Source organism: Peribacillus sp. B65 (assembly GCF_058513295.1).
This window is the reverse complement of record NZ_CP195840.1, coordinates 660,037-683,604: the sequence shown is the minus strand read 5'-3', so window position 1 is coordinate 683,604 and position 23,568 is coordinate 660,037. Positions and strand designations below refer to the sequence as shown.

Sequence of the window (23,568 nt, the reverse complement as noted above, 5' to 3'; positions counted from 1 at the left end):
CAGTTTAGAGCCAGCCTCTTAAGAGTGTATTTTCTGGATGATCATTACGACCATGCAGAAGCATTCCTGTTAAAATGAATCGAGATCACTTACACAAGGTTATTATGTGAAAACATCGGCTAATTTTACTGCGAACATAATCCTGACACATAAAAATGGTAAGATTGAGGGAAAATGCTTGGTCTTTTTAATAGTTAGCATATATAAAATGATTCCACTATAATTCAGGAAGGAGGAATCCGTCAATGAAGAAAATTCTTGTAGTAGAAGATGAAATTGCCATATCGATGGTGTTGAAAGCATATTTGGAGCGGGAAGGTTTTGATGTAGTCCAAGTTTACGATGGGCTAAAGGCCATTCCGGTGTTTGAAGAAACGAAGCCAGACCTTGTCCTGCTTGATGTCATGCTTCCTGGTAAGGAAGGCTGGGATATACTGAAGGAAATTCGGGAGGAAGATACATGTCCGGTTATCATGTTGACTGCACTGACAGATGTCGATTACAGATTATCGGGATTTAAGTCAGGTGCGGATGATTACATCTCCAAACCCTTTGTTGCCGAAGAAGTCGTGGCCCGGGTGCATGCCGTTTTAAGAAGATCATCATCGGTTGTTACGGAAGATGGTCATGTACATCAATTTGGGAGTTTAACCATCGATGATCTGTCTTATAAGGTGCATTTGAATGGGGAAGAGATAAACTTGACGCCGCGTGATTTGTCGCTGCTCGTTTTTTTTGCTAAGCACCCTAATCAAATTTTCACGAGAGAACAGCTGCTTGACCAAGTGTGGGGCATAGATTATGACGGCAGTGACCGTGCGGTGGACCTGGCGATCAAACGAATCAGGAAGGCGATAGATGCATGGCCTGTAACTGAGGGGGAAATAAAAACATTGCGTGGATTGGGGTATCAATTGAGTGTCTATGAAAACTAAAAAAAGAACCACTTTACAACGCTATTGGACAAAGAGGTACGTATTGACCTTGATTTCAGGTTTGATATTATTGTCTGTTTTTTCCTTATGGTGGATGGAAAAAACGGCTTTGGAATATAGGCTCAGCCTTCTTAAATACTTAGCTGATGAAACATCCGATCGCGCGATTAAGGAAAATGGCCAGATTGTCGTTGGTCCGATCCTTTCGGAAATTGTTGAGGAAAGGGAGAAAATCCTCCATCTGAACCAACAGCCAATCATCTATATCGTCGATCCCGATGCGACCATCATATATACGATGCCACAATTGTATATCGATCCGGATGAAAATAAACTCCCGGACGTCATCATGAAAAATACGGAGTTAGTCCAGAAGGTCAAGATTTCAGACAACAAAGTATATGTCGTAAAATCCCCCATTACTTTTAACGATGAGACGAGAGGCTGGGTGGTCATTGCCCAGGAAGAAGGGGCATTGAAGGAAATCAACCAAGACCATGGCTTGTTGGCGATCATGATTGGAGGACTTCTGATTCTGGGGACGGGAGTCATTTATTTTCTTTCCAGGCAAATTTCGCGCCCCATCCAAGACGTAGCTAACGCCGCTGTCCAGGTTCGTGAAGGCAACTATGATATCCATTTCAAAGAGGAAGAGGAAATCAAGGAAGAAGAAATTTATGAACTGATAGAATCATTTAAGGAAATGACCAATCGATTGAAGGTCATGGAGAAGTTGCGGGCGGAATTGCTTGCAGGCGTAACCCATGATTTGAAAACGCCAGTCACTTCCATTAGCGGACTGATACAAGCGGTTAAGGACGATGTCGTTAAGGGAGAGCAAAGTAAGGAATTCCTTGATATTTCCTTAAAGGAAACTCAGCGATTACAAGGTATGATAGAGGATTTACTCAATTATAATGCCATATCGGCAGGCGCTTTTAAAATCCGGGTACAAAAAGAGAATATCAATATATTCATCAAGGAAATCGCCTATCGCTGGCAGGTGACCCAGGATGATGATCAAGCGTTCGCTTTTGAGATAAAAGTTCCTGATGAACCGGTCTTTGGTCAAATTGATTCATTGCGGATGCAGCAAATCGTCATTAACCTTTTGAATAATGCCAGACATGCACTTGACGGCAAAGGGAAAATAGCGATTCACCTTTATGAAAAGGATGAAGAACGGATCTGCATTGATGTACTGGACAGCGGGCGGGGGATTCCGAAACATGAACAGCAATATGTGTTCGAACCATTTTATCGAGGTGAAAACAAAAAGCTGAAGGTACGTGGGTTAGGTTTGGGACTGCCATTCAGTAAGATGCTCGCAAAAGCGCAAAAGGGAGATCTTGTGCTTAAGGATAGCGATGAACAAGGCACCACCTTCACGATTGTCATAGAGAAAGCGGATAAGATATAAAAAAGGGTTGTCCGATGTAATGGACAACCCTCTTATTATGCAGAATGTTAACTGATTAAGCCAATTGGCTGATTGCACGCCATAATTGTACATGACGGACCTTCCTTGGAAGGAAGCGTCCCATTTCTTCTTCATTATATCCTGCATGCAAGTTCTTATGGTCGAAAATGATTGGCCGGCGAAGTAAATCCGGGTTATCTTGAATAAGCTTGCAAAGATCATTAAGTGGTGTATTATTTATATCGATATTCAGGCTTTTGAATTTTTTGGAACGGGTTGAGATGATTTCATCTGTCCCGCCTTCCGTTTTACGTAAAATCTCTTTTATTTCTTCTATAGAAAGTGGTTGGGAATATAGGTTACGTTCATTAAAGGAAATTTCGTTCTTCTTAAGCCAAGCTTTTGCTTTACGACAGGCTAAACTGCTTGGGGTAGTATAAATTGTTACCATTAAAATCGACTCCTTCAAAGTTTTCAAGTTTATTGGAATGAAATTATTTTTATATTTGTGATACTCTTACTTTAACGTTCCTTTGTGTCAGCAAGATGTCAAGAAAAATAAACTTAAATGTTATTTTAAAAAAGAAAGGGAGAAAATGAAATGGAATCTGCCTTTAATGAAAAAGAAACGGTTTGGGTAATGGTGCCGAAAAAGGACCTGCATAGGCCGTTATTTAACAGTGATGTGCGGATGGTATCATGACAGGGGATTTTTGGTCACCAGTCAGGCTATCGATACAAGTAGCGGGACTATCGGGTATCCTTGTTTTCGTTTTAGGAATTATCCTAGCGCGAATGATGGCTAAAAAGAAATTCAAGGGAAGAGTCCTGTTGGAAACAGCGTTTTTATTGCCGCTTGTTTTGCCGCCTTCCGTCGTGGGGTTTTTATTGATTGTGATTTTTGGCAAGAGTGGAATGCCGGGACAATTGATTGAAAGGGTTTTTGATCAGCCACTGATGTTCACGTGGTGGGCGGCGGTCATTGCATCTACCGTGGTAGCGTTTCCGCTTATGTACCAATCCGCTAAAACGGGCTTTGAAGGTATAGATGAAGAAATCGAAAATGCAGCAAGGGTTGACGGGGCCGGCGAGTGGAGATTATTCCTGAATGTATCCCTTCCATTGGCGGTCAAATCCATCGTCACTGGTGCCATCTTGAGTTCTGCGCGTGCATTGGGGGAATTCGGGGCCACACTCATGTTTGCCGGAAACATTCCCGGACAGACACAAACCATACCGACGGCGATTTATATCGCCATGGACTCCGGGAATATGACATTAGCCTGGCTATGGGTTGCCGTAATCATTGTCATTTCATTCATTATGCTTTTTATCGTGACATACATAAAATGAATGCTGTTTCTCGAATATGCTTATGAAAAAGAAAGGTGCGGCTTCTACGTCCTCTTTATGGGTGAATCCGTTTTTTTCGTAAAGGTTCCGTGCAGGCAGGTTCATTTTACCGGTCGAAACGGATATCTTTTCCCAGGCGCCGGGTAATTGAAGAGCATGCAGCAGTGCATCCGCGATACCCTGCCGAAAATAATCAGGATGGACGACCATCCGGCAAATCAGTATTTGACCATTTTCTTTTGTATAAGATATTGCACCCGCTAAGGTACCACCCTTTAAAAAGCATAGAAACGTTTCATGACAATGAATGAATTGTTCATATGTTTCCAATAATGGAGGGATATCAGCAAAGCCGATCATTTCCGCTTCCACCTTATAGGCTTCTTTCTGAAGATTAAAAAGCTGCCGGCCATAATCGGAGTCCAGGTCCCGAATTGTCATGAGCAATCAAATCACTCCCTTTCATTACATTATAATGGAAGAGGGGGATTATTGTTTCTAATCAGTCTATGTTATAATCGACAAACAATATGAACTAATGAAATGAGGAAGAAATTTGTTAACATTTGAAGAAAAATTGAGCATCATTGAAACTTTTCCGGAATTACAGCGAAAAGACGTTTCATTGGGACGTGTGAACTTCCATTATCCAGATAGCGTCCAAGAGAAAAAAATCGTCGTTCAGCACTTGCATCCCAATGGAAATGGATTCGTTTACGCTGGGCATATGAGAAAAAAAGACACTGACCGTAAAGGGTTTATCAATATACGTGACTATGATGAAGCGGATTTGAAAGAATTGATTCAAAAAAGCGTGGATTACCTATCAAAACCTCCGGTAGAATTCGAAGAAGAGGAAAACGAGTTCGCTAGGTTGGAAGGGGCATGGATTGGCCCTGAAAAGCAAGAGCTTACACTTGAAAGGGAAGACCTGCTTTGGAATGTTTATTCAGGGTCGAATCTTGAGGAATGTTTCGAGAGTCCGATAGAGGCGGAGCGTTACTTATTGGACGAAGGCTTCCGACAAAGCAAGAAGAGAAATATGTAGAATTTTAGGATAATTTGTCGGTTGATTTACTGCGATAATCTTGTTTTTTTAGGATTTCCCATGATATAATATGAGTAATTATTTTTGTTCGGAAAAGTTTGATAGAAGGATTTACTGTAATAGGATTCCTCTTGAAACATTATCCAGAACCAAAAATAGTAATAAAATGGATTTTTCCAAACACAGGAGGAACTATCATGGTACAAGGTAAAGTAAAATGGTTTAACGCAGAAAAAGGTTTCGGTTTCATCGAAGTTGAAGGCCAAGACGATGTATTCGTTCATTTCTCAGCTATCCAAGGAGAAGGCTTCAAAACGCTTGAAGAAGGCCAAGAAGTTTCTTTCGAAATCGAGCAAGGCGCTCGTGGACCACAAGCAGCTAACGTTCAAAAATAATTGAACGCATATAAAAAAAAGACTCCGATTTTGGAGTCTTTTTATTTTTCTTTTATTTCGGCGATTTCCTTTAATGCTTTGTCCAATTTTTCTTCGATCCGTTTAGAACGATTAAAATGCCCTGACAGGAAAAAGACGATGAATATAACGAATACTACAAGCACTAGCATAAAAATGATAGGAAGGAACTGTGTTATATTTTCAGTCATTGGATATTATCTCCTTTTTTCTTCCATTATACTCCATGCTTACGGCTGCTATGATAGAGGGAGCCAAGTTTTTAAACACTGAAAGGGGATATGCGAGCATGCATATCCCCTTTCAGTCAGTTCTGGAATAGCGAGGCGAACTTTTGAAGTCTGGGCAAGTCTGATTCTTGATACATCTGTTCTATCTTCAATGTCACCAATAACTTGCTCTTGGCAAATAACATGTCCCGGAAATGATCGACCGCCCCACAAAAATGATTATAGTTGGTTTCACCAGTGCCGAAGACTCCCGTTTTCAGATGAGCAATAGGCAACTGTTCCAGTTCTTTATAAAGGGCTGCTGATTTAGCGGGAAGCTCCCCATTGCCCCATGTATAGGTGCCGACGATCAATGCATCGTAATCTGGCAATGTACGTGAATCGAATTCATTCATTCGATATAGTCCAGCTTCAGGTAAAAGGGAAGCGAGGGCTTCAGCAAGCGCTTTTGTATTGCCGCCGGCAGAATGATAGACAATGGCAACTTTACAGCTCATCGAACCCATTGCTGGCATTTACTTGACTGTATGTCCTTGACTTCTGTTCGAAGAAATCGGTTTTGGTAAGTCCGATGGATTCATCATCGAACGTTTTGATCCATGGCATCGGGTTCTCGCCATACTCTTTATACAAATTTTCAAGGCCTAGCATACGTAACCGTTTGTTGGCGATATATTCGATGTACTCATTGAATTCTTCCAAATCAAGATCGGCTTTGGTTTGGATATCTTCGAGCATATATTCAGACCATTCCTTTTCGAGTTCGACTGCTTTTTCAATCGTTGTATAGATGAACTTCGTGTTTTCTTCATTATTTAACTCAGGATATTCATACATCAAGATTTGAATGAGCATTCCAATGAAATCGAAATGTACCATTTCATCGCGATGAATATAGGATATCATCGTAGCCGATCCGGTCATTAGATTTTGCCGTCCTAAATTATAATAAAAGGCGAAAGCCAGATAGAAATAAATTCCTTCAAGGTTCGTTGAATGGATCAGTGCCTCGAATAAATGCTGTGGGCTGGGATCGTCCACGAACGTTTGATAAGCATCAACGATCGGTTGGTTACGCTTAATCACTTCAGGATGTTCTTTGATGCGGTCGAAAAGCTGTTTTTGCTTGCCTACCGGAATCAAGGAAGCAAGGATATAGGAATAAGATTCATTATGGATCGATTCCTGCTGGGCCATGTTGGCCAGGATAGCTTTTGCCGCCGGATCTTTGATGTACCGAAGGATTTCTACTAATGTGGGCGTTTGAAGACTGTCCATTCCAGCGATCATCGTAAGGATATCGAGAAATGCATCCTGGATATCTTCATCCAATTCGCCCCACTGCTTTTTATCCTGAATCATGTTCACGCTCGAAGGCTTCCAAAAGTTATTGATGAGCTGTGTATAGGTATCATAGAATTTTTCATACTGAATATCGTTCCAAAGGAGGAAGCCTGAAGCTTCTCCTTTGAAAACACCGGTTGCCTTGGTTGGATGCGTCGGTTCGAGCATCCGAATTTTTTTGATATGATTGGTCATTCGTGAAAACTCCTTTAAGAATAGATTACTGGGTCATGATTGATTGTCGTTAACTTGAACAGCTTTCGCAGGCATTGTCATATTCGGAAGAAGTCGAACGAACATAATACGTTGATTTCAACCCGCTTTCCCATGCCGTTAAATGTATATCCAACAGGACCTTCGCTTTGATTGTATTGTGTACATACAGATTAAAGCTGATTGCTTGGTCAATATGGCGTTGTCGGGCTGCATTTTGCCTGATGCTTTCCAGTTGGTCCAAATTGAATCGCGTCTTTTTATAATATTCATACGTATTTGGCGTCAAGCCTGGTGCGGTCACCTTGAATTTGAAGTTTTTCTTTTCTTCGTAAAATTCAATTTCATACAAAGGGTCGATGCCATCCGTGGAATTACCGATTTTGGCTGTCGATGAATTGGGGGCAATCGCCATTAAATATCCATTACGGGTTCCGTGTTCCTGTACGTCTGCTTTTAAATCCATCCATTTTTGATCTGTATAGTCACGCAGTTCGAAATAGTCCCCTGTATGCCAATCAGATCCTTCAAAATATGGGTATGATCCTTTTTCCTTGGCCAATTCGTTGGATGCCTTGATTGTTAAGTAAGCGATCTTTTCGTATAAAGCATCGGCATATTGAACAGCCTCATCGGATTCCCAATAAATATTCTGTGTGGCAAGTAAATGATGCCATCCAAACGTTCCTAAACCAATTGCCCGGTAACGTTTGTTCGAGATGGATGCTTGTTTGACAGGAAGATTATTCACATCAATGACATTGTCCAGCATACGGATCTGAATGGGAATCAATCTTTCCAAAACATCGCTGCCCACCGCCCGTGGCAAGTTAATGGATGAAAGGTTGCAGACAACGAAATCGCCGCTTTTACGAACCACAACAACATCTCCATCTTCTGTTTCATATTCATCCGTGATAGTCGAAGGGCTTAGGTTTTGGGCAATCTCCGTACAAAGGTTGGAACAATAAATCATACCTTTATGTTTATTGGGATTCTTCCGATTCACTTCATCGCGGTAGAACATATACGGTACGCCTTCTTCTAATTGAGAAATCATGATGCTTTTCATGATGTCCATCGCATTGATTTTTTCAAAGCTGTAGTTTGGAAGCGTGCCATTTTCTGCGGCCTCGACAGCAAGTGCATAATGTTTCCTGAAGCTTCCTTCGCCTTTCTTCTCGTCATAAAGATCTTCAAGTGAAAATCCAAGGGTTTGCTTGACGGTATGCGGATCGAAAAGATACCATTCTTTTCTGTCGCGTACAGCCTCCATGAATAAATCCGGTATGCAAACGCCTGTAAAAATATCATGGGCTTTTAATCTGTCATCCCCGTTTTGTGTCTTCAAATCGAGGAAGCTCATGATATCTTTATGCCAGGCATCCAAGTAAATCGCGATGGCGCCTTTACGTTGACCCAATTGATCAACACTTACAGCTGTCTGGTTGAATAGTCTAATCCAGGGCGTCGTGCCGGAACTATTTCCAGAGAAACCCCGGATATCAGAACCAAGCGAGCGAACCTTACCAACGTAAAGGCCGACACCGCCGCCGAATTTAGATACTTTTGCTGCATCGTAGTTTGATAGATAGATGCCATCAATGGAATCTTCAATCGCGTCGATAAAGCAAGAGCTTAACTGTCCATGTGTTTTCCCAGCATTGGAGAGTGTAGGAGTCGCAACGGTCATATAAAGGTTGGACATGGCCCAGTATGCTTCTTTTATAAGTTGCAGGCGGTGCTCCGTTTTTTCCATTCGCATGATTTCCATCGCGATGATCATGAAACGTTCTTGCGGCAGTTCGTAGACCTTGTCCTTTTTTGGGCGGGCCAGATAGCGGTCGTTCAATAAGTAGATGCCTATGTATGAGAATAATTTATCTTTTTCCGGGTCGATCACCGAGCCCAATTCCTCAATTTCCGCTTTTGTATATGAAGATAGCAGTTCTGGCTTGTAAATTGGATAACGCTGACCTTCCGAAAGCTGGGAGAGTTCTGTGATCAGCTCATAGAATGGGCCATAACTCTTGCCTGCATAACCTCGATTGGCTTGTGCATCCCTATACATTGTATTCAACAGTTCTGCTGCAGCAACGAATGTCCAATCCGGAGCATCGATATCCACACCCTCAAGAGCGAGTTGAATCAGTTTTTTTGATGCCTGTTCTTCGGTTGAGTCACTTTTGCGATCAAGCCATTTTGTAAAACGCTTTTTGAACTTTTCCATATCGAGACGGCCTTCGAATTCCTTCGATAACATCTCAAGCTGGATGGATTTCTTTTCTGTTTCATTTTCACTTATGGTAGAGTTATATGTTTGAGTCATTAATAATCCTCCTTGTTAACTTCCGCTAAAATAAAAAAACCGCCCAAAGAATTGAGCGGATCAAACGATAGAATAAAAGAGCCATGAAAAAATAGCCGTTATACTATCGTTTCATCATCTCAATCCCCGAAGAATAAGAAACGTGAAAAATTCAAGGCAGGTCTCCTGACTCATGATCATCCTACTTTGAGTCCTTCCCGTATAGAGAGCTATACAGTGGGTTTCTCATTTCGTCACATTTACAGTTGCGGGGACAGTTCCGGGTTTACACCGGATTCCCTTTTCAGCCATCACTGGCACCTTGGATTATAAAAATTCTATATATAGTTATTGGTATAGATTATGTAATCAATATCTAGTATTTCTGCTTATATTATCGTAAGCCATATACGATGATAATTCAACTAATATATTTGAAAAAAACCAACCCTTATCTATTGACAAAGTGATGGCAGAGGGTGAAGGAATGAAAGATTTTATTGGGGAATGGATAATTCAAGCGCTGATTTTACGGGATTTTGTGTTAAAATAAAGTGTCTAGTAAAGGTGGCTCTCCCTTATTGCGGTGAGGGGATTCGCGGAAAAATATTTATGAAAAAGGGGATAAAATCTTGGAAAAAGTATTAGTTTTTGGACATAAAAACCCGGATACAGACACAATCTGTTCAGCAATCGCTTATGCAGATCTGAAAAAGCAGTTAGGTATCAACGCTGAACCAGTTCGTCTGGGTGAAGTGAATGGTGAAACTCAATATGCATTGGACCAATTCAAATTCGATGCTCCCCGTCTTGTGGAAAAAGTTGCAGGGGAAGCTGATGGCGTAATCTTGGTCGATCATAACGAACGCCAGCAAAGTGCTGAAGATATTGACCAAGTCCGTGTGTTGGAAGTTATTGACCACCACCGTATCGCTAACTTCGAAACGAGCGATCCTTTATATTACCGTGCGGAACCAGTTGGCTGTACGGCAACCATTTTAAATAAAATTTATAAAGAAAACGGCATTGAAGTTCCTAAAGCAATCGCAGGTCTTATGCTGTCTGCCATCATTTCCGATTCTTTATTGTTCAAATCACCTACATGCACGGAGCAAGACGTTGCAGCAGCTATGGAATTGGCTGCCATTGCGGGAGTCGACGCTGAAACATATGGCTTGGAAATGTTGAAGGCGGGAGCTGACTTGAGCGACAAAACGATCGCCCAGCTCATCACACTTGATGCAAAGGAATTTTCCATGGGATTGGCTAAAGTGGAGATTGCACAAGTAAATGCTGTGGATCCAAACGAAGTCCTTGCTAAGCAAGCTGAATTGGAAGCGGCGATTGAAGCGGTAATCGCTGTCAAGGAATTGGACTTATTCCTATTCGTCGTAACGGATATCTTGACTAATGATTCTGTTGCCTTGGCTCTTGGCAAAGCGGCTTATGCAGTGGAAAAAGCATACGACGTTTCATTAAACAACAACATCGCCGTCTTAGAAGGCGTTGTATCGCGTAAAAAACAAATCGTGCCGGTCTTAACGGACGTATTCAGTAAGTAATAAAGGAAAAGGGATGCTCATTATTTGAGCATCCTTTTACTGTACATGCAAAAAAAGACTCAACCATCCATTAAGGATGTTTGAGTCTTTTTTCTTAATTCAAGGCTTCCTTTTCTTTTTCATAGGCGATGACAATCAATTCTTTATTGGCTTCCTCGCCTAGTTTGCTTTCAAAGCTTTTCAGTTCATTCAATAAATCCGGTGACAGATTTGCTGCTGTATAATCCTGCTCGGGTGTCATGCTTTTCGCTCCTTTCAAAAGGAAATGATTCATATTATCTATTTTGTCGGTTTGAAAAGTTTCTATTCAGCAGAATGTTACTTCTTCAAGATATTTTACTTTCTGAGGTGGCGAGTTTTTCAAGCAATGACGAACTTTCTTCATCGAGCCCTTGGACTTGGACAGGTATTCCCAGAAGCTGATATTTAAGGATAACCGTATCAACAGCACCGACTGCTGAAGCATCCCAGATCTTGGAATGGGAGAAGTCGATGACGATTGCATCGGCTTTTTCCTTGAAGTCAAACTTCGAAACAAAGTCCTGGACAGAAGCAAAAAATATTTGTCCGCTGATACGATAAGTGATTTTCTTAGCCTGGATATCTTCCTTTTTCTCTGCTGCCACTTTAGAAATTTTAGCCGAGAAGAAAATCATGCTCAAAAGCACTCCGGCAAATACCCCTTTTGATAAGTCATGTGTATAAAGAACAATGAGGACCGTCACGATCATCACGGCTGCATCCGACTTAGGAGCTTTAGTGAGCCTCTTTAGGGAAGACCAGTCAAATGTCCCGATTGAAACCATGATCATGACTGCGACAAGTGCAGCCATCGGTATTTTAATAAGGACATCATTCAATACCACGATTAATACCATAAGGAATGCTCCCGCTACAAATGTCGAGAGCCGGCCCCTTCCACCTGATTTAATGTTGATACCGGATTGGCCAATCATCGCACATCCTGCCATGCCTCCAAAACATCCGGCGATTATATTCGAAATCCCCTGGCCCTTGGCTTCCCTATTTTTATTACTGTCCGTGTCAGTCATCTCATCGACAATTTGAGCTGTCAATAACGATTCAAGCAGCCCAACAAATGCAAGGGCAATGGAATAAGGGAAAATGATTGCCAAAGTTTCGAAGGTCAAAGGGATGTCTGGAAGCATGAACATCGGGAGCGCTTCGGTCAATTGCCCCATATCCCCAACCGTCCGCACCGTAGCCCCTGTGGTAACTGCAACGACCGTCATGAATATGATGGCGACAAGTGGTGAAGGTATGACTTTCGTGATCAGCGGAAAAAGATAAATGATTGCTAATGAAACGGCTGTCATGACATACATGATCCACGTTTCGCCTATGAAATGGGTAAGCTGTGCCGTGAAAATCAAGATGGCTAAAGAATTCACAAAACCAGTCATGACCGGTTTCGGGATGAACTTCATTAATTTCCCGATTTTTAAGACCCCTAGTAAAATTTGCAGCAAACCAGTCAATATTGTTGCAGCAAGTAAATAGTTCAAGCCATGATCTTTAACAAGGTCGACCATGACGAGTGCCATTGCGCCAGTGGCAGCCGATATCATTCCCGGCCTCCCGCCGACGAAAGAGATGACAATGGCAATGCAGAATGAGGCATATAGACCAACCATTGGGTCAACGCCAGCAATGATCGAAAAGGCAATCGCCTCCGGAATCAATGCCAAGGCAACGACAATTCCCGATAGGACATCTCCTCTAACGTTGCCGAACCATTCCTGTTTGTATGCAGATGTATTCAAAGAAACACTCCTTCTTTCTTTTATATATGTGTGTTAAATTTCTTTTTTTAACGCACTAAATTATAGCATGAGTCCTTCTTTCTATCTATATGGATAATATAAACGACAAATCGAGGGCTATTCATTTCTAATTGAATGAAGGTAAAATGCCTAAAGCGGGAAGAATTGATACAAGAGGTGCTTGAGCCATCTTTTAAGGAAACCAAGGCTGAAGAAGCCTCGATTCATCTATGGGATGAATCGGAAAACTGTCTATTGACCTTCGGTAGGGTCTCCAAAAAATGAATGACTAAAAGGGATGATATGAAGATTACCGGTTGAGTGGCAAATAAACTCGTACCTTCGTATTGGGAGGGATATATCATTATCTTATAACAGCCGATTATATATGGAGGTAGGCGGTACCACTAGAAAGCTGGATCATTTAGTATGTTTGCATACAGGGCATGCATGTAATAATGTCAATCGAAATGGATTTCCGAAAAAGTGGCTTGGCCATTTTTGACGTAATGGGCTCCTACACGCTTTGCCCCAACGATTGGAACCGGTTCATGACAGGCCAGACATGGGCTTTAGAAGGTAGTGATACGCGATAGAATCTAATGATTTTTTATAAACCACATGATGATTTATCAATCGAGCCAGTTATAGGCCGACCGTACATTTACTATTCATATAATGAAAAATGATAGTGCTTTAACTGTGTCAGTATAATTGGGCATGAGGTAATTGAGTGTTTTTTACCGGAACTATATATTCCTTTTTTTATACAAGGAAGTGGTGAGGGTTAAAAAGTAAGGAACCCCATACCATTGTTAAGGGGCTAACCCTTATCAATGCTGGATTTACATTTAGGACATGTCACTTCTTTATAATGCTTGAACCTGATCTTTCGAAGGTCGCTTCTGGACAACATTGCGAATACATTATATCTTGTGCCGCATGCACAAGTATTTTTATCTTTAACTATGTGTCTCTCATCCGTAGTAGCTGAATAAATGGTTGGAAAGAACATATATAACCCTCCTTGTTTTAATTTTAGGCAAATTAAAAAGGGGCAAGAAATTGATAATAAAGTGATCCATTCAAGAAAAATCTTGGCAGCCCGGCTGCCATGACAACTAGTTGTTGGTTTAGGCCCGTGGCTTTGCGTCTTTTACTTTCATAAAATTTGCCTATAATAATCTTAACATAAAACCTAATGTGTGATGAAGTGCAGTGCAGTAAAAATACTTATCAGTTTATGGGTGGGACCTAAGGTTGGATGGAGTTTACGGATAGGCATGAACGTTACCGGTTTCAAATTTTACCGAAACGAGATTCAGTTCCAAAAGTATCCATCGCTACAGCTGTATGAGCATAAACATGAGAAAGCCTGCTTCCATCTGGAAGCAGGCTTTCTTGCCAAAGTGTGATTAATGTGATCTGGCCAACTCCGGATTGCGGTGCATCGCGAAATAGAGGACAAGTCCGGCAATGAGGAGTAAAGTGCTGGTCGTTATGAAAACGGCGGAGAATCCGTAGAAACCAGCAACCATTCCGCCCATAGCGGGTCCGATGATATTGCCTAAAAAGCGCAGGCTCGTATTGTACCCAAGCACTTCCCCCTGCATTGCGACAGGCGCTTCTTGGCGAATGTAGGCAATCCTTACAGGGATGATGCCGCCTATTGCCATGCCTAGTATGAAACGTACAAAAACAAGCTGCCAAAAATGATTGATGAAGGCACCGGGCAAGTAGACAAGAGCTGTCAGAAAAAGAAGCAGCACAAGAATCTTCACATGACCATGCCGATCACCTATCTTGCCCCAGTGACGCGCCATCAATAAATTCCCCAGGCCTGCTGCAGAAAAGGCGATTCCTGAATAAAATCCGAGATTGGAAGTTCCATGCAGCTCGCCAACGTATAAAGAAAGAATGGGCTGGATGCTGAAGTGGGCAACTTGGACAAGTGTCGAAATGAGCATGACATTAACTAAGATGGGGTTCCTTAAGATATGCGAAAGAACCTCCCTGCTTGTATAGCTCGACTTCGTTCCCTTCTGCTGTTCCATTATGTACTCCTTGGTTGCAAAAACAAGAAGTCCAGAGATGAAAATGGTGATGGAGGTGAATTTAAAGGCGGTTGAATAGCCGAGTGTGTCTGCAAGCACGCCGCCAAGCAATGGTCCGAAAAGGGAACCGGTTATATTTCCCGTTTGTAAGGTTCCAAGTACACGTCCGGCAATTTCTTTTGGTGTCTGCGTTGATATGAAGGCCTGTGACATGGAAATGAAGCCAGTGAATATTCCTGTGAACATCCTTAAGACGAATAGCTGCCAAACATTTTCGACGAATCCCATCAGGAAGATGGACAGACCCATCCCAAAGGCGCAGGCAATCAGGATTTTCTTTCTGCCATACCGGTCACCAATCCGTCCCCAAATGGGGGAAAATAAAAAGGCTGTCACGAAAGTGATTCCAAAAGTCCATCCGGACCAATGCTGGATATATTGAGTCGAGTAATCTCCGAATGTACCAATGTATAAGGATATGAATGGAAGAACCATCGTCATGCTCCCGCCTATGAAGAAATTGGCGAACCACATGATGAAAAGATTCCGTTTAGCTATTTTATGAGCGTTCATTTTACATACAACACTTCTTTCCTCCGAAAAAACTTCGGGTTCCTAAATAATAGTATACAGAATTTAACTAATTTATTAAACGAATTTGTTTTACTGGTTTTTTAATGAATGTGCAAATGTTATAATGTGAAAATATTGATTTTTCAGAAAAATTAAAAATCTAAAGGTTCTCATATTTTCAATTAAAGGAGTTTTTAACATGTTAACGATTTTAGGATTTTGCATGATTTTAACGTTTCTTGTCTTAGTCATCACAAAGCGCTTATCAGTGGTTGTAGCTTTTATCTTCACGGCGATAGCCTTTGGTCTGATTGGTGGGTTTGCTTCGGAAATGGGAGATATGATGGTTGCCGGTATTTTAAAGGTGACACCAACGGCAGTCATGATCGTTTTTGCTATTCTATACTTTGGTTTAATGATTGACGTTGGTTTATTCGAGCCCATGATCGCTAAAATACTGAGTTTTGTAAAAGGAGACCCGCTAAAGGTTGTCATGGCAACCGCCATAATAACCATTTTGGTAGGTTTGGACGGAGACGGATCTTCTACATTCATGATCACCGTTTCAGCCATGCTGCCGCTTTATATCAAATTAGGGATGAACAGGCTCGTATTGGCCTGTGTCGTTGGTTTAGCCGCTGGTGTCATGAATATGATCCCTTGGGGAGGTCCTTTGGTCAGGGCGGCCGCGAGCCTTCAGGTTGAAGTATCGGAGTTATTCATTCCTCTCATACCGGTCATGATCTGCGGTCTTTTATGGACGCTTTTTTCGGCATATGTACTTGGCAAAAAGGAAAGGGAGAGATTGGGAGTCAGCTCCCTGGAAACGAACATGCAACCTGGTATGAGCGAACAGGCTGCAGCTGTTGAAACCGCACCTCAAGGAACATCCAAGCTTTTTTGGTTTAATTGGTTCTTGACGATTTTACTGATGGTTTTGCTGGTGATGGAAGTGCTGCCGATACAAATCTTATTTGCCTCCGCTTTTGCGATTGCACTATTCGTTAACTTTCCGAACCCAAAAGAACAGCAGGAAAGGATTTTAAGTCATGCCAATAGTTTTGTGATGATCTGTACACTCATTTTCGCTGCAGGGATTTTTACGGGTGTATTCACAGAAACAAAGATGATGGACTCGATGGCTGCTTCAATCGTAACCGTCATTCCGGAGTGGCTCGGGGCACATTTGCCAGTGGTGGTAGCGCTGACAAGCATTCCGATGGGGTTCATTTTTTCACCTGATGCCTATTACTTTGGCATTCTGCCAATAATAAGTGAAACGGCATCGAACTTCGGTATTGCTCCTGTAGAGATCGGAAGGGCGGCTTTATTAGGTCATTCGACCGCAGGGTTCCCCTTATCGCCATTGGTGCCTGCAACATTCATATTGATTGGCCTTGTAGGCGTGGATTTTGGGGATCACCAAAAATTCCTGTTTAAATGGGCGTTTGGGACAACCATCATCATGACGATTGCAGCCATTGCTTTCGGGGTCATCACTTTGTAAAATATGAGCCCATTAAGCTATATTGTAAAATCCTTGTCTGTGAATTTAGTAAGGTGTTCACTCTCACTGGTGTAATCTATTTTCCTATTTATCCCTCTTTCTGTTTATTCTTCCATAATAGTGGAAAGTAATAAGAGGAAATACATATAAGAGAGTGAGGGAATTTATCATGAACTATAAACAAAAACTTATACTGCCTATGTGTACTGCCTTTTTACTGTATGGATGTAATTCAGCGGATGATTCAAATCAGGCCGATAATAATGCAGAGGACATGACTACAGTGGGACAAGGAACAGATGCAGAGGTTGATCCGCAGGTGAAAGCGGAAGTTAAAGATGTTGAAGGTAATACACTTGGGACGGTGAACTTTACCGCTGAAGAGAATTCTGTAGTGATCGAGACCGCTTTGGAGGGCCTTGAGCCAGGCTATCATGGATTTCATGTTCACGAAAACGCAGCATGTGAGGCGGATGCCAAGGATGGCCCTTTCACTACAGCTGGAGGACACTTCAATCCAACTGACGAAACGCATTCTAAGCATGCAGGTGATATGCCTCCTTTATATGTAAAAGAAGATGGGACAGCAAAATATACGGCAACATTGGATAACATGACAATAGACCAACTGAAGAAAGAAGAGCTGGCTGTAATCGTTCATGCGAATCCAGACAACTTTGCCAATATTCCTGACCGCTATGAAGCCAATGGAGAAAAAGGACCGGATGCAGATACTTTGAAAACTGGTGATGCAGGCGATAGGCAAGCTTGCGGGATTGTTGTAAGTGCAGAGGCAAAATAAAATTAATGAAGTAAGAGCGATTCCTCTAAAGAGGAATCGCTCTTTTCATTGAAGGTAGGACTGCAGACAGCTAAAATCTAAAAGCTGAAACCATTCTTTTTACGAATTAAGAAGGTTTTTTCTATTGTGATATAGAAGTAAGAATGTAAGTAATATTGCAAAAGAAGCAGTAGTATTAAAAAAGATCATAGTTAATTCTTGCAGTGGAATGAAGTCCAAGACATAGGTTTAATATAGAAAAATAAGGTTTGGTTTGAATCGATAAAAAAACCCGAACAGGGATCTTGTCCACTGATTCGGGTTTGCTAAAATTATTTTGCCGTAATGGAATTATCGATTAGCTGTAATCTCTCAGCCACTTCTTCTTCAGAAAGGTTATGCTCGACTACATAGCGATTACGCGGATGCACTCGGCATTCATGGGTACAGCTGCGCATATGTTTGTGCTCGTTCTCTTCGCTGCAAAGGATTTTCTTGTTGCATTCAGGATTAGCGCAATTGACATAGCGTTCACAAGGTTCGCCGGAATAAATATCGCGTCCGACAATGACATGTTCCTTTTGATTGATAGGTACGGCAATCCTTTCATCGAAAACATACATTTGGCCATCCCATAGTTCACCTTGGACTTCGGGATCCTTCCCGTATGTTGCGATGCCGCCATGCAGCTGGCTTACATCTTCAAAGCCTTCTTCGACAAGCCAGCCAGAGAATTTCTCACAGCGGATACCGCCGGTGCAATACGTTAGGATTTTTTTGCCTTCGAACATTTCTTTATTTTCCCGTACCCATTCCGGAAGTTCACGGAAATTCGTGATTTCTGGCTTGATTGCACCCCTGAAATGTCCTAAATCAAATTCATAGTCATTTCTGGCATCAAGGACGATGGTGTTTTCATCTTGCATTTGCTCGAAGAACTCCTTCGGGCTCAAGTATTTGCCAGTCGTCTGGTTCGGGTTGATGTCGTCTTCCAAGCGAAGCGTTACAAGTTCATTGCGTGGACGAACATGCATTTTTTTGAAAGCATGGCCTTCAGCTTCATCTATTTTAAACACGATATCGGCAAAGCGGGGATCGCTTTTCATCATGTCCATATATTTGTCGGTTTGTTCGATCGTACCTGAAACTGTTCCGTTGATACCTTCTGAAGCCACCAAGATACGGCCTTTCAATTCAAGGGCTTTACATGCCGCAAGATGCTCGACTGCGAATTCTTCGTGATTCTCGATAGGTACATACAAATAATAAAGTAATACTCTATATGGTTTTGATTCCATTTTTTATTTACCACCTATGTTTTATATTTGCAAGATATAAAGGGTGATCATTTAGACACTTTTCTCTTACAGATAATCATTATACCAAGAAAACGTAAAAATGATAAGGGCATGAAGAAAAATCAAGAGGAGTTGTATGGAATGTTGAAAGAGTTAATGAGATATCCAATCATTCAGGCACCGATGGCAGGAGGAGCTTCCACTCCGAAGCTTGCGGCTTCAGTATCCAATGCAGGAGGATTGGGCTTTCTCGCAGCTGGCTATAAGACTGCGGAAGAGATGAAGGACGAGATTGGGCAGACCCGTCAGTTGACTGAGCGCCCTTTTGGCGTGAATATATTTGTGCCAGGCAACGAGGCGGTGGATGAAAATATATTATCTGGCTATCGTGAAAAGATCGAGAAAGAGGCCGAGAGCGTTGGGGCTGAGATTGGAAAAGCCGATAGTGATGACGATGATTGGGGAAATAAACTACATGTATTGAAGGAGGCTGGGGTCGCTGTCGTCAGTTTTACGTTTGGATGTCCAACGGAAGATGTAATAAGGGAGCTCCAAGATGTCGGTTCCCTTATAGCCGTGACAGTAACCAACCTTCAGGAAGCAAAAAAGGCGGCGGGAGCAGGCGCCGATGTTCTATGTGTACAGGGGTTTGAAGCAGGGGGGCACCGGGCCAGCTTTGATAACCGCACAGAAGATGATTATGGTCTTTTAGTATTGATACGGATGATAAAAGATGAACTGGACTTACCGATCATTGCCGCGGGCGGACTGATGCATGGAAAGGATATCGCGGCCGTGCTCGAAGCGGGAGCAACAGCGGCGCAATTGGGAACCGCTTTCCTTCGCTGTCCCGAAAGCGGGGCAAGTCCGGTCCATAAGGCGGCGCTGGGAAATCCACGATTTACTCAAACCTCTATTACCCGAGCCTTCAGCGGCCGGAGGGCACGCGGGTTGGTGAATCACTTTATAACGGAATATGATAGCGTTGCACCCGTCGCCTATCCTTTTGTCCATCACATGACAAAACAAATGCGAAAAGCGGCTGGACAAAAAAACAATCCTGAATTGATGGCTTTGTGGGCAGGACAGGGATATAAGTTGAGCAGGGAACTTCCTGCATCGGAATTGGTTGAACTTCTTGTAGAAGAATTAAACTGAGAAGGGTTTGGATGATGATGGAGATAAGGGAATTATTCAAGGATGAGCCACCCCCGATGCATTTATTGCTTTTGGCAGATCCTTCAAGGGAATTGGTCAAGGAATATTTGGGGAGCGGAACGTGCTTTGTTGCCGTGAGTGATAAGCGAATGATCGGTGTTTATGTTTTACTGCAAAAAGGCCCGGAACTGATAGAGATAATGAACATCGCAGTCGATGAACGGCACCATGGAAGGGGAATCGGCAGGCAATTGATTGAACACGCCAAAGGCCATGCAAGGGTACAGGGATATAAAATGATTGAAATCGGAACGGGGAATTCGGGGATAGGGCAGCTTGCCCTTTACCAAAAATGCGGTTTTAGAATCACTGGGGTCGATCGGGATTTTTTTAATAGAAACTATTCCGAGGCCATTTATGAAAATGGGATTCAGTGCCAGGATATGATTCGCTTGTCACAAAGCTTAGACTAAGCAATGATCATCCAGTTTGACGGAAATGCTTTACTGACAAAAGTGCGCGTCGCATTGCTTAGGAGGAATGAACTTGTTCTTTGGTGATATGATTTATCTTCTTTTTGCTTTACTTATGCCGTTTTTATTTGCGATTGGCGTTTTCATATTCATTCGATCAACGAAAAGGCAAAAGGATTCTTTATCGAAAATTCGTAAAGACTCAGATGAAAAATAGCGCAAGAGAAAAAGAGTGCAAAACAACGGCACTCTTTTTCTCATTTTCACCTTTCCAAAAAAGCTTCCAAATTCCTTTTCACACTGGGCCATTCATGCTCAAGAATACTATAGACCACCGTGTTCCTGATCCTCCCATCTTGCAGTTTTTTCTCCATCCTCAAAATGCCTTCTTCAAGGGCGCCGAGCCTGGTTATTGCTGCACGCGATCTATTGTTGCATTCGTCAGTCCTGAATTCAACCCGTTTCATTTGCCACTTTTCAAAAGCATGCTGCAATAGCAGGTACTTACATTCTGTGTTAATGGCTGTTCGCCATTTGTCGGGATGATACCAAGTCGCGCCGATTTCCAGGGATTGATTATGAAAGTGAATATTTCTTAAGCTCGTGCTGCCGACTATCGAATCATCAGTCCGATCGATAACGACAAATGGATGATGAAGTTCCTGTTCCCTTGCTCGAATGCCTTCCTTTACATAAGAGATCGCCTCTTCATATGACAAAATTTTTGTTGCACTCCATTCCCATATTTCAGATGGCAGGGAAGCGGCGTAAAGCGGTTCGATATGACGTTCCATCATCGGGGTGAGTATCACGTGTTTCCCGTATAATTCGATATGCTCCATAGTTTCCTCCTCTTGATTGATATCTTCATTATAAAAATATTCTGGTTCTTCAATAAGGACCAATGCTGATATAATTTATGGAACCAGTTTGAAGGAGGACCAAATGTTTGAAATCACTCTAACCTTAGATAAAACGAATAAAGAAGCTTTATATGTCCAATTGTATAAATACTTTATAAAGGAAATCCAGAATGGGCAAATCCAGGCAGGAATGAAACTGCCTTCTAAACGAAAACTGGCCTTGCATTTAGGGATAGGCCTGAATACAGTGGATACGGCTTATCAGCAGTTGATGGCAGAAGGATATGTGGAAAGTCAATTAAGGAAAGGTTATTACGTAGCCGATTTAGAACCGATCTCAGATATGAATGAGCCGTTGCCTGTAACAGAAGGGATGATGTGTCCTCCGAATGAAGGAAATGAGATAGATTACAACCATGGCCGGGTGGACGTGGATTCTTTCCCGCATGCCGTGTGGAAAAAATGCTTGAACAATACTTTGTATCTACAGGAAAGGGAAATGTTCATGAGCGGTAATCCTCAAGGGGAATGGGGGCTCAGGGCTGAGATTTCATCCTATCTATTTCAATCAAGAGGAGTTCGCTGCGGGGCTGATCAAATCATCATTGGAGCAGGTACCCAGTATTTCATCCATCTGCTGCGGTTACTTCTTGGAAATGAACGGGTATTTGGGTTGGAAGACCCTGGCTTTCATCGGGTAAGGGAGGTACTGAGGCTGGAGGGAGCGGATATGGCATACATACCCTTGGATGAAAGTGGAATGAGTGTGGACTCCTTGAAAGAGAGTGCAGCGAATGTTGCCTATGTCACTCCTTCCCATCAATTTCCTTCCGGTATGATCATGCCGATAACTAGACGGGTGGAATTGCTCAATTGGGCAGTGGAAAAAAAGGGTTATATTATTGAAGATGATTATGACGGGGAATTCCGACATGCTGGTAAACCGATTCCGTCCTTGCAGGGGTTGGACACCAATGGAAGGGTCATCTATTTAGGCACGTTTTCAAAGTCGCTCATCCCATCAATCAGGGTGGGATTTATGGTGTTACCCATGGAGTTGGCTTGCCGCTATCAGCAGAAGTTAATAGGATACAAACAGACCGTTTCCAGACTGATTCAGGAAACGCTCTGTCTTTTTATGAAAAATGGACATTGGGAACGCCATCTGAATAAAATGCGAACGATTTATCGAAAAAAGAATAAGGTGCTGCTGAATGCCATTGAAGAGAGCTTCCATGATCGTGTAGCCGTAATCGGTGAAAAGTCAGGCTTGCACGTTCTTTTAAAAGTAGAAAACGGCAGCAGTGAGGCAGAGCTCATTCAAAAGGCTGCCAGTGTGGGGGTTAAAGTCCACCCAACATCGGTTTATCATTCAAAGAATGTGAAAGATCCGACTATTTTGATTGGGTACGGTGGTTTAACCGAAAGGGAAATCGAAGCAGGAATCCGGCTTTTAAAAAAGGCATGGCTATAGCTTGGTGTGCGACAATGATATAAGATACCATTTTAGTTTCTTATATTATTGAGGATTTTAAGGACCGTCTGGAAAAATACTTCCTGTTCTTCTTCTGTAATTCCTTCCAGGGCTTTCCCTTCGATTTTTTCGGCAATCTTAAGACATTTTGTATGTACCTCTTTGCCCCGGGGGGTCAATTCGATTCGTTTTTCCTGTTCATCTTTTCCAGGAACTTGTTTAATCATATTATTCTGTTCCATACTGTTGACCGAACGTGTGATGATAACACTATCTACATCCAAGTAACTGCAAATATCGGGGATTGTGGAATAGCCACAGTTCTTTAAGTAATTCAGGATTGTCCACTGATTATGGTAAATTTCAAGTGCTGTAATTTGTTCATTCATTTTGCTTACTAATGATCTCGATACTTGTAAATATTGATGAAATAATTGAGTAGGGTTCGTCATATGATTCTCCTTTATAATGGTCGACCAATCCATTATATTCTTTAATTCTTAAAAGTCTATTGTAAAGAATCATTTATTTCAGTCAATGTTTATTTTTGGAAGCAAAGCGGGAAAGGGAAAAACACTGGCAATATGAATGAATTGAGGGAAAGCTCAGTCTTCCCAAATCATCAAAAAACTACGGGGAAGCATAAGCACATTCACAAGAAGAACCTTAATATATGATGGGAGATATTTACTATAGGAAATTCGAGTTTGCCAACAGTTTATTTATGGTTTTTCCATTTGGGCGTTTATTTCCGCACCAGGCACTCGCTTTCCTCGG

Annotated in this window: 25 protein-coding genes and 2 riboswitches; of the genes, 13 read left to right on the top strand and 12 right to left on the bottom strand. The window is 42.1% G+C overall.

The window, feature by feature from the left end; translation table 11 throughout:
* Positions 1-245: 245 nt before the first annotated feature.
* Both ACSR9O_RS03435 and ACSR9O_RS03430 read left to right on the top strand, forming a co-directional pair.
* Positions 246-935: a response regulator transcription factor gene (locus tag ACSR9O_RS03435; RefSeq protein WP_101224259.1), complete on the top strand. Its 690-nt coding sequence runs from the start codon at positions 246-248 to the stop codon at positions 933-935.
* Positions 925-2,355: a HAMP domain-containing sensor histidine kinase gene (locus ACSR9O_RS03430; RefSeq protein WP_230177435.1), complete on the top strand. Its 1,431-nt coding sequence runs from the start codon at positions 925-927 to the stop codon at positions 2,353-2,355. The genes ACSR9O_RS03435 and ACSR9O_RS03430 overlap by 11 nt, the downstream gene beginning before the upstream one ends.
* Before the next feature lie 55 nt (positions 2,356-2,410).
* On the opposite strand, the gene spx is transcribed toward ACSR9O_RS03430, so the two are convergent.
* Positions 2,411-2,806, bottom strand: coding sequence for a transcriptional regulator Spx (gene spx / locus ACSR9O_RS03425; RefSeq protein ID WP_034314875.1), 396 nt, complete (start codon positions 2,804-2,806; stop codon positions 2,411-2,413).
* A gap of 248 nt (positions 2,807-3,054) precedes the next feature.
* Between spx and modB the strand changes: the two genes are divergently transcribed.
* Positions 3,055-3,708, top strand: coding sequence for a molybdate ABC transporter permease subunit (modB, locus tag ACSR9O_RS03420; protein WP_101224257.1), 654 nt, complete (start codon positions 3,055-3,057; stop codon positions 3,706-3,708).
* On the opposite strand, the gene ACSR9O_RS03415 is transcribed toward modB, so the two are convergent.
* Positions 3,670-4,149 (bottom strand): GNAT family N-acetyltransferase, encoded by a 480-nt coding sequence (locus ACSR9O_RS03415; RefSeq protein ID WP_260357943.1) that lies wholly within the window; start codon positions 4,147-4,149, stop codon positions 3,670-3,672. The genes modB and ACSR9O_RS03415 overlap by 39 nt on opposite strands.
* A gap of 115 nt (positions 4,150-4,264) precedes the next feature.
* Between ACSR9O_RS03415 and ACSR9O_RS03410 the strand changes: the two genes are divergently transcribed.
* Both ACSR9O_RS03410 and ACSR9O_RS03405 read left to right on the top strand, forming a co-directional pair.
* On the top strand, positions 4,265-4,756 hold the full coding sequence (locus tag ACSR9O_RS03410; protein WP_101224256.1) for a hypothetical protein: 492 nt from the start codon (positions 4,265-4,267) through the stop codon (positions 4,754-4,756).
* A 197-nt stretch (positions 4,757-4,953) separates the two neighbouring features.
* The gene (locus tag ACSR9O_RS03405; RefSeq protein WP_028393295.1) at positions 4,954-5,151 is read left to right on the top strand and encodes a cold-shock protein; all 198 of its coding nucleotides are present in this window, start codon (positions 4,954-4,956) and stop codon (positions 5,149-5,151) included.
* Between the two features lie 41 nt (positions 5,152-5,192).
* Here ACSR9O_RS03405 and ACSR9O_RS03400 read toward each other — a convergent pair whose 3' ends face one another.
* The 4 genes from ACSR9O_RS03400 to ACSR9O_RS03385 all read right to left on the bottom strand — a co-directional run bounded on the left by ACSR9O_RS03400 (position 5,193) and on the right by ACSR9O_RS03385 (position 9,285).
* Positions 5,193-5,360, bottom strand: coding sequence for a hypothetical protein (locus ACSR9O_RS03400; protein WP_157831098.1), 168 nt, complete (start codon positions 5,358-5,360; stop codon positions 5,193-5,195).
* Between the two features lie 116 nt (positions 5,361-5,476).
* Positions 5,477-5,896, bottom strand: coding sequence for a flavodoxin domain-containing protein (locus tag ACSR9O_RS03395; RefSeq protein ID WP_491723912.1), 420 nt, complete (start codon positions 5,894-5,896; stop codon positions 5,477-5,479).
* Positions 5,886-6,938 (bottom strand): ribonucleotide-diphosphate reductase subunit beta, encoded by a 1,053-nt coding sequence (locus ACSR9O_RS03390; RefSeq protein WP_137023613.1) that lies wholly within the window; start codon positions 6,936-6,938, stop codon positions 5,886-5,888. Before ACSR9O_RS03390 ends, ACSR9O_RS03395 begins: the two co-directional genes overlap by 11 nt.
* Positions 6,939-6,987: 49 nt before the next feature.
* Positions 6,988-9,285 (bottom strand): ribonucleoside-diphosphate reductase subunit alpha, encoded by a 2,298-nt coding sequence (locus ACSR9O_RS03385; RefSeq protein WP_260356847.1) that lies wholly within the window; start codon positions 9,283-9,285, stop codon positions 6,988-6,990.
* Positions 9,286-9,423: 138 nt separating this feature from the next.
* A riboswitch (cobalamin riboswitch) is annotated at positions 9,424-9,604 on the bottom strand.
* Between the two features lie 292 nt (positions 9,605-9,896).
* Between ACSR9O_RS03385 and ACSR9O_RS03380 the strand changes: the two genes are divergently transcribed.
* Positions 9,897-10,826 (top strand): manganese-dependent inorganic pyrophosphatase, encoded by a 930-nt coding sequence (locus ACSR9O_RS03380; protein WP_101224252.1) that lies wholly within the window; start codon positions 9,897-9,899, stop codon positions 10,824-10,826.
* A 94-nt stretch (positions 10,827-10,920) separates the two neighbouring features.
* On the opposite strand, the gene ACSR9O_RS03375 is transcribed toward ACSR9O_RS03380, so the two are convergent.
* Positions 10,921-11,067 carry a hypothetical protein gene (locus ACSR9O_RS03375; protein ID WP_155726446.1) on the bottom strand — a complete coding sequence of 49 codons (147 nt, stop codon included), beginning with the start codon at positions 11,065-11,067 and terminating at the stop codon, positions 10,921-10,923.
* Positions 11,068-11,152: 85 nt separating this feature from the next.
* The gene (locus ACSR9O_RS03370) at positions 11,153-12,610 is read right to left on the bottom strand and encodes a SulP family inorganic anion transporter (protein WP_491723911.1); all 1,458 of its coding nucleotides are present in this window, start codon (positions 12,608-12,610) and stop codon (positions 11,153-11,155) included.
* 135 nt (positions 12,611-12,745) lie between these two features.
* Here ACSR9O_RS03370 and ACSR9O_RS03365 point away from each other — a divergent pair, with 135 nt between their 5' ends.
* Positions 12,746-12,895: a hypothetical protein gene (locus ACSR9O_RS03365; protein ID WP_260356848.1), complete on the top strand. Its 150-nt coding sequence runs from the start codon at positions 12,746-12,748 to the stop codon at positions 12,893-12,895.
* Positions 12,896-13,706: 811 nt separating this feature from the next.
* Positions 13,707-13,796: riboswitch (cyclic di-GMP riboswitch) on the bottom strand.
* A 229-nt stretch (positions 13,797-14,025) separates the two neighbouring features.
* Here the strand turns inward: ACSR9O_RS03365 and ACSR9O_RS03360 are convergent.
* Positions 14,026-15,237 (bottom strand): MFS transporter, encoded by a 1,212-nt coding sequence (locus tag ACSR9O_RS03360; RefSeq protein WP_101224249.1) that lies wholly within the window; start codon positions 15,235-15,237, stop codon positions 14,026-14,028.
* Positions 15,238-15,436: 199 nt separating this feature from the next.
* Here ACSR9O_RS03360 and ACSR9O_RS03355 point away from each other — a divergent pair, with 199 nt between their 5' ends.
* Both ACSR9O_RS03355 and ACSR9O_RS03350 read left to right on the top strand, forming a co-directional pair.
* A complete protein-coding gene (locus ACSR9O_RS03355; protein WP_230177291.1) occupies positions 15,437-16,744 on the top strand; it encodes a CitMHS family transporter in 1,308 nt (435 codons plus the stop codon).
* Positions 16,745-16,913: 169 nt separating this feature from the next.
* Positions 16,914-17,546 (top strand): superoxide dismutase family protein, encoded by a 633-nt coding sequence (locus ACSR9O_RS03350; RefSeq protein WP_101224247.1) that lies wholly within the window; start codon positions 16,914-16,916, stop codon positions 17,544-17,546.
* 311 nt (positions 17,547-17,857) lie between these two features.
* Here ACSR9O_RS03350 and trhO read toward each other — a convergent pair whose 3' ends face one another.
* Positions 17,858-18,823 (bottom strand): oxygen-dependent tRNA uridine(34) hydroxylase TrhO, encoded by a 966-nt coding sequence (trhO, locus tag ACSR9O_RS03345; protein ID WP_260356849.1) that lies wholly within the window; start codon positions 18,821-18,823, stop codon positions 17,858-17,860.
* A 141-nt stretch (positions 18,824-18,964) separates the two neighbouring features.
* On the opposite strand from trhO, the gene ACSR9O_RS03340 reads away from it, so the two are divergent.
* The 3 genes from ACSR9O_RS03340 to ACSR9O_RS03330 all read left to right on the top strand — a co-directional run bounded on the left by ACSR9O_RS03340 (position 18,965) and on the right by ACSR9O_RS03330 (position 20,671).
* The gene (locus ACSR9O_RS03340; RefSeq protein ID WP_260356850.1) at positions 18,965-19,981 is read left to right on the top strand and encodes a nitronate monooxygenase; all 1,017 of its coding nucleotides are present in this window, start codon (positions 18,965-18,967) and stop codon (positions 19,979-19,981) included.
* A gap of 17 nt (positions 19,982-19,998) precedes the next feature.
* Positions 19,999-20,454, top strand: a complete 456-nt coding sequence (locus ACSR9O_RS03335; RefSeq protein ID WP_260357945.1) for a GNAT family N-acetyltransferase — start codon at positions 19,999-20,001, stop codon at positions 20,452-20,454.
* Positions 20,455-20,527: 73 nt separating this feature from the next.
* A complete protein-coding gene (locus ACSR9O_RS03330; RefSeq protein WP_157831096.1) occupies positions 20,528-20,671 on the top strand; it encodes a hypothetical protein in 144 nt (47 codons plus the stop codon).
* 46 nt (positions 20,672-20,717) lie between these two features.
* Here ACSR9O_RS03330 and ACSR9O_RS03325 read toward each other — a convergent pair whose 3' ends face one another.
* Positions 20,718-21,296 carry a GNAT family N-acetyltransferase gene (locus ACSR9O_RS03325; protein ID WP_260356851.1) on the bottom strand — a complete coding sequence of 193 codons (579 nt, stop codon included), beginning with the start codon at positions 21,294-21,296 and terminating at the stop codon, positions 20,718-20,720.
* A gap of 103 nt (positions 21,297-21,399) precedes the next feature.
* Between ACSR9O_RS03325 and pdxR the strand changes: the two genes are divergently transcribed.
* Positions 21,400-22,791 (top strand): MocR-like pyridoxine biosynthesis transcription factor PdxR, encoded by a 1,392-nt coding sequence (gene pdxR / locus ACSR9O_RS03320; RefSeq protein WP_260356852.1) that lies wholly within the window; start codon positions 21,400-21,402, stop codon positions 22,789-22,791.
* A gap of 32 nt (positions 22,792-22,823) precedes the next feature.
* On the opposite strand, the gene ACSR9O_RS03315 is transcribed toward pdxR, so the two are convergent.
* Entirely contained in the window at positions 22,824-23,243 is a 420-nt protein-coding gene (locus tag ACSR9O_RS03315; protein WP_034314851.1) for a MarR family winged helix-turn-helix transcriptional regulator, read from the bottom strand.
* Positions 23,244-23,568: the final 325 nt, after the last annotated feature.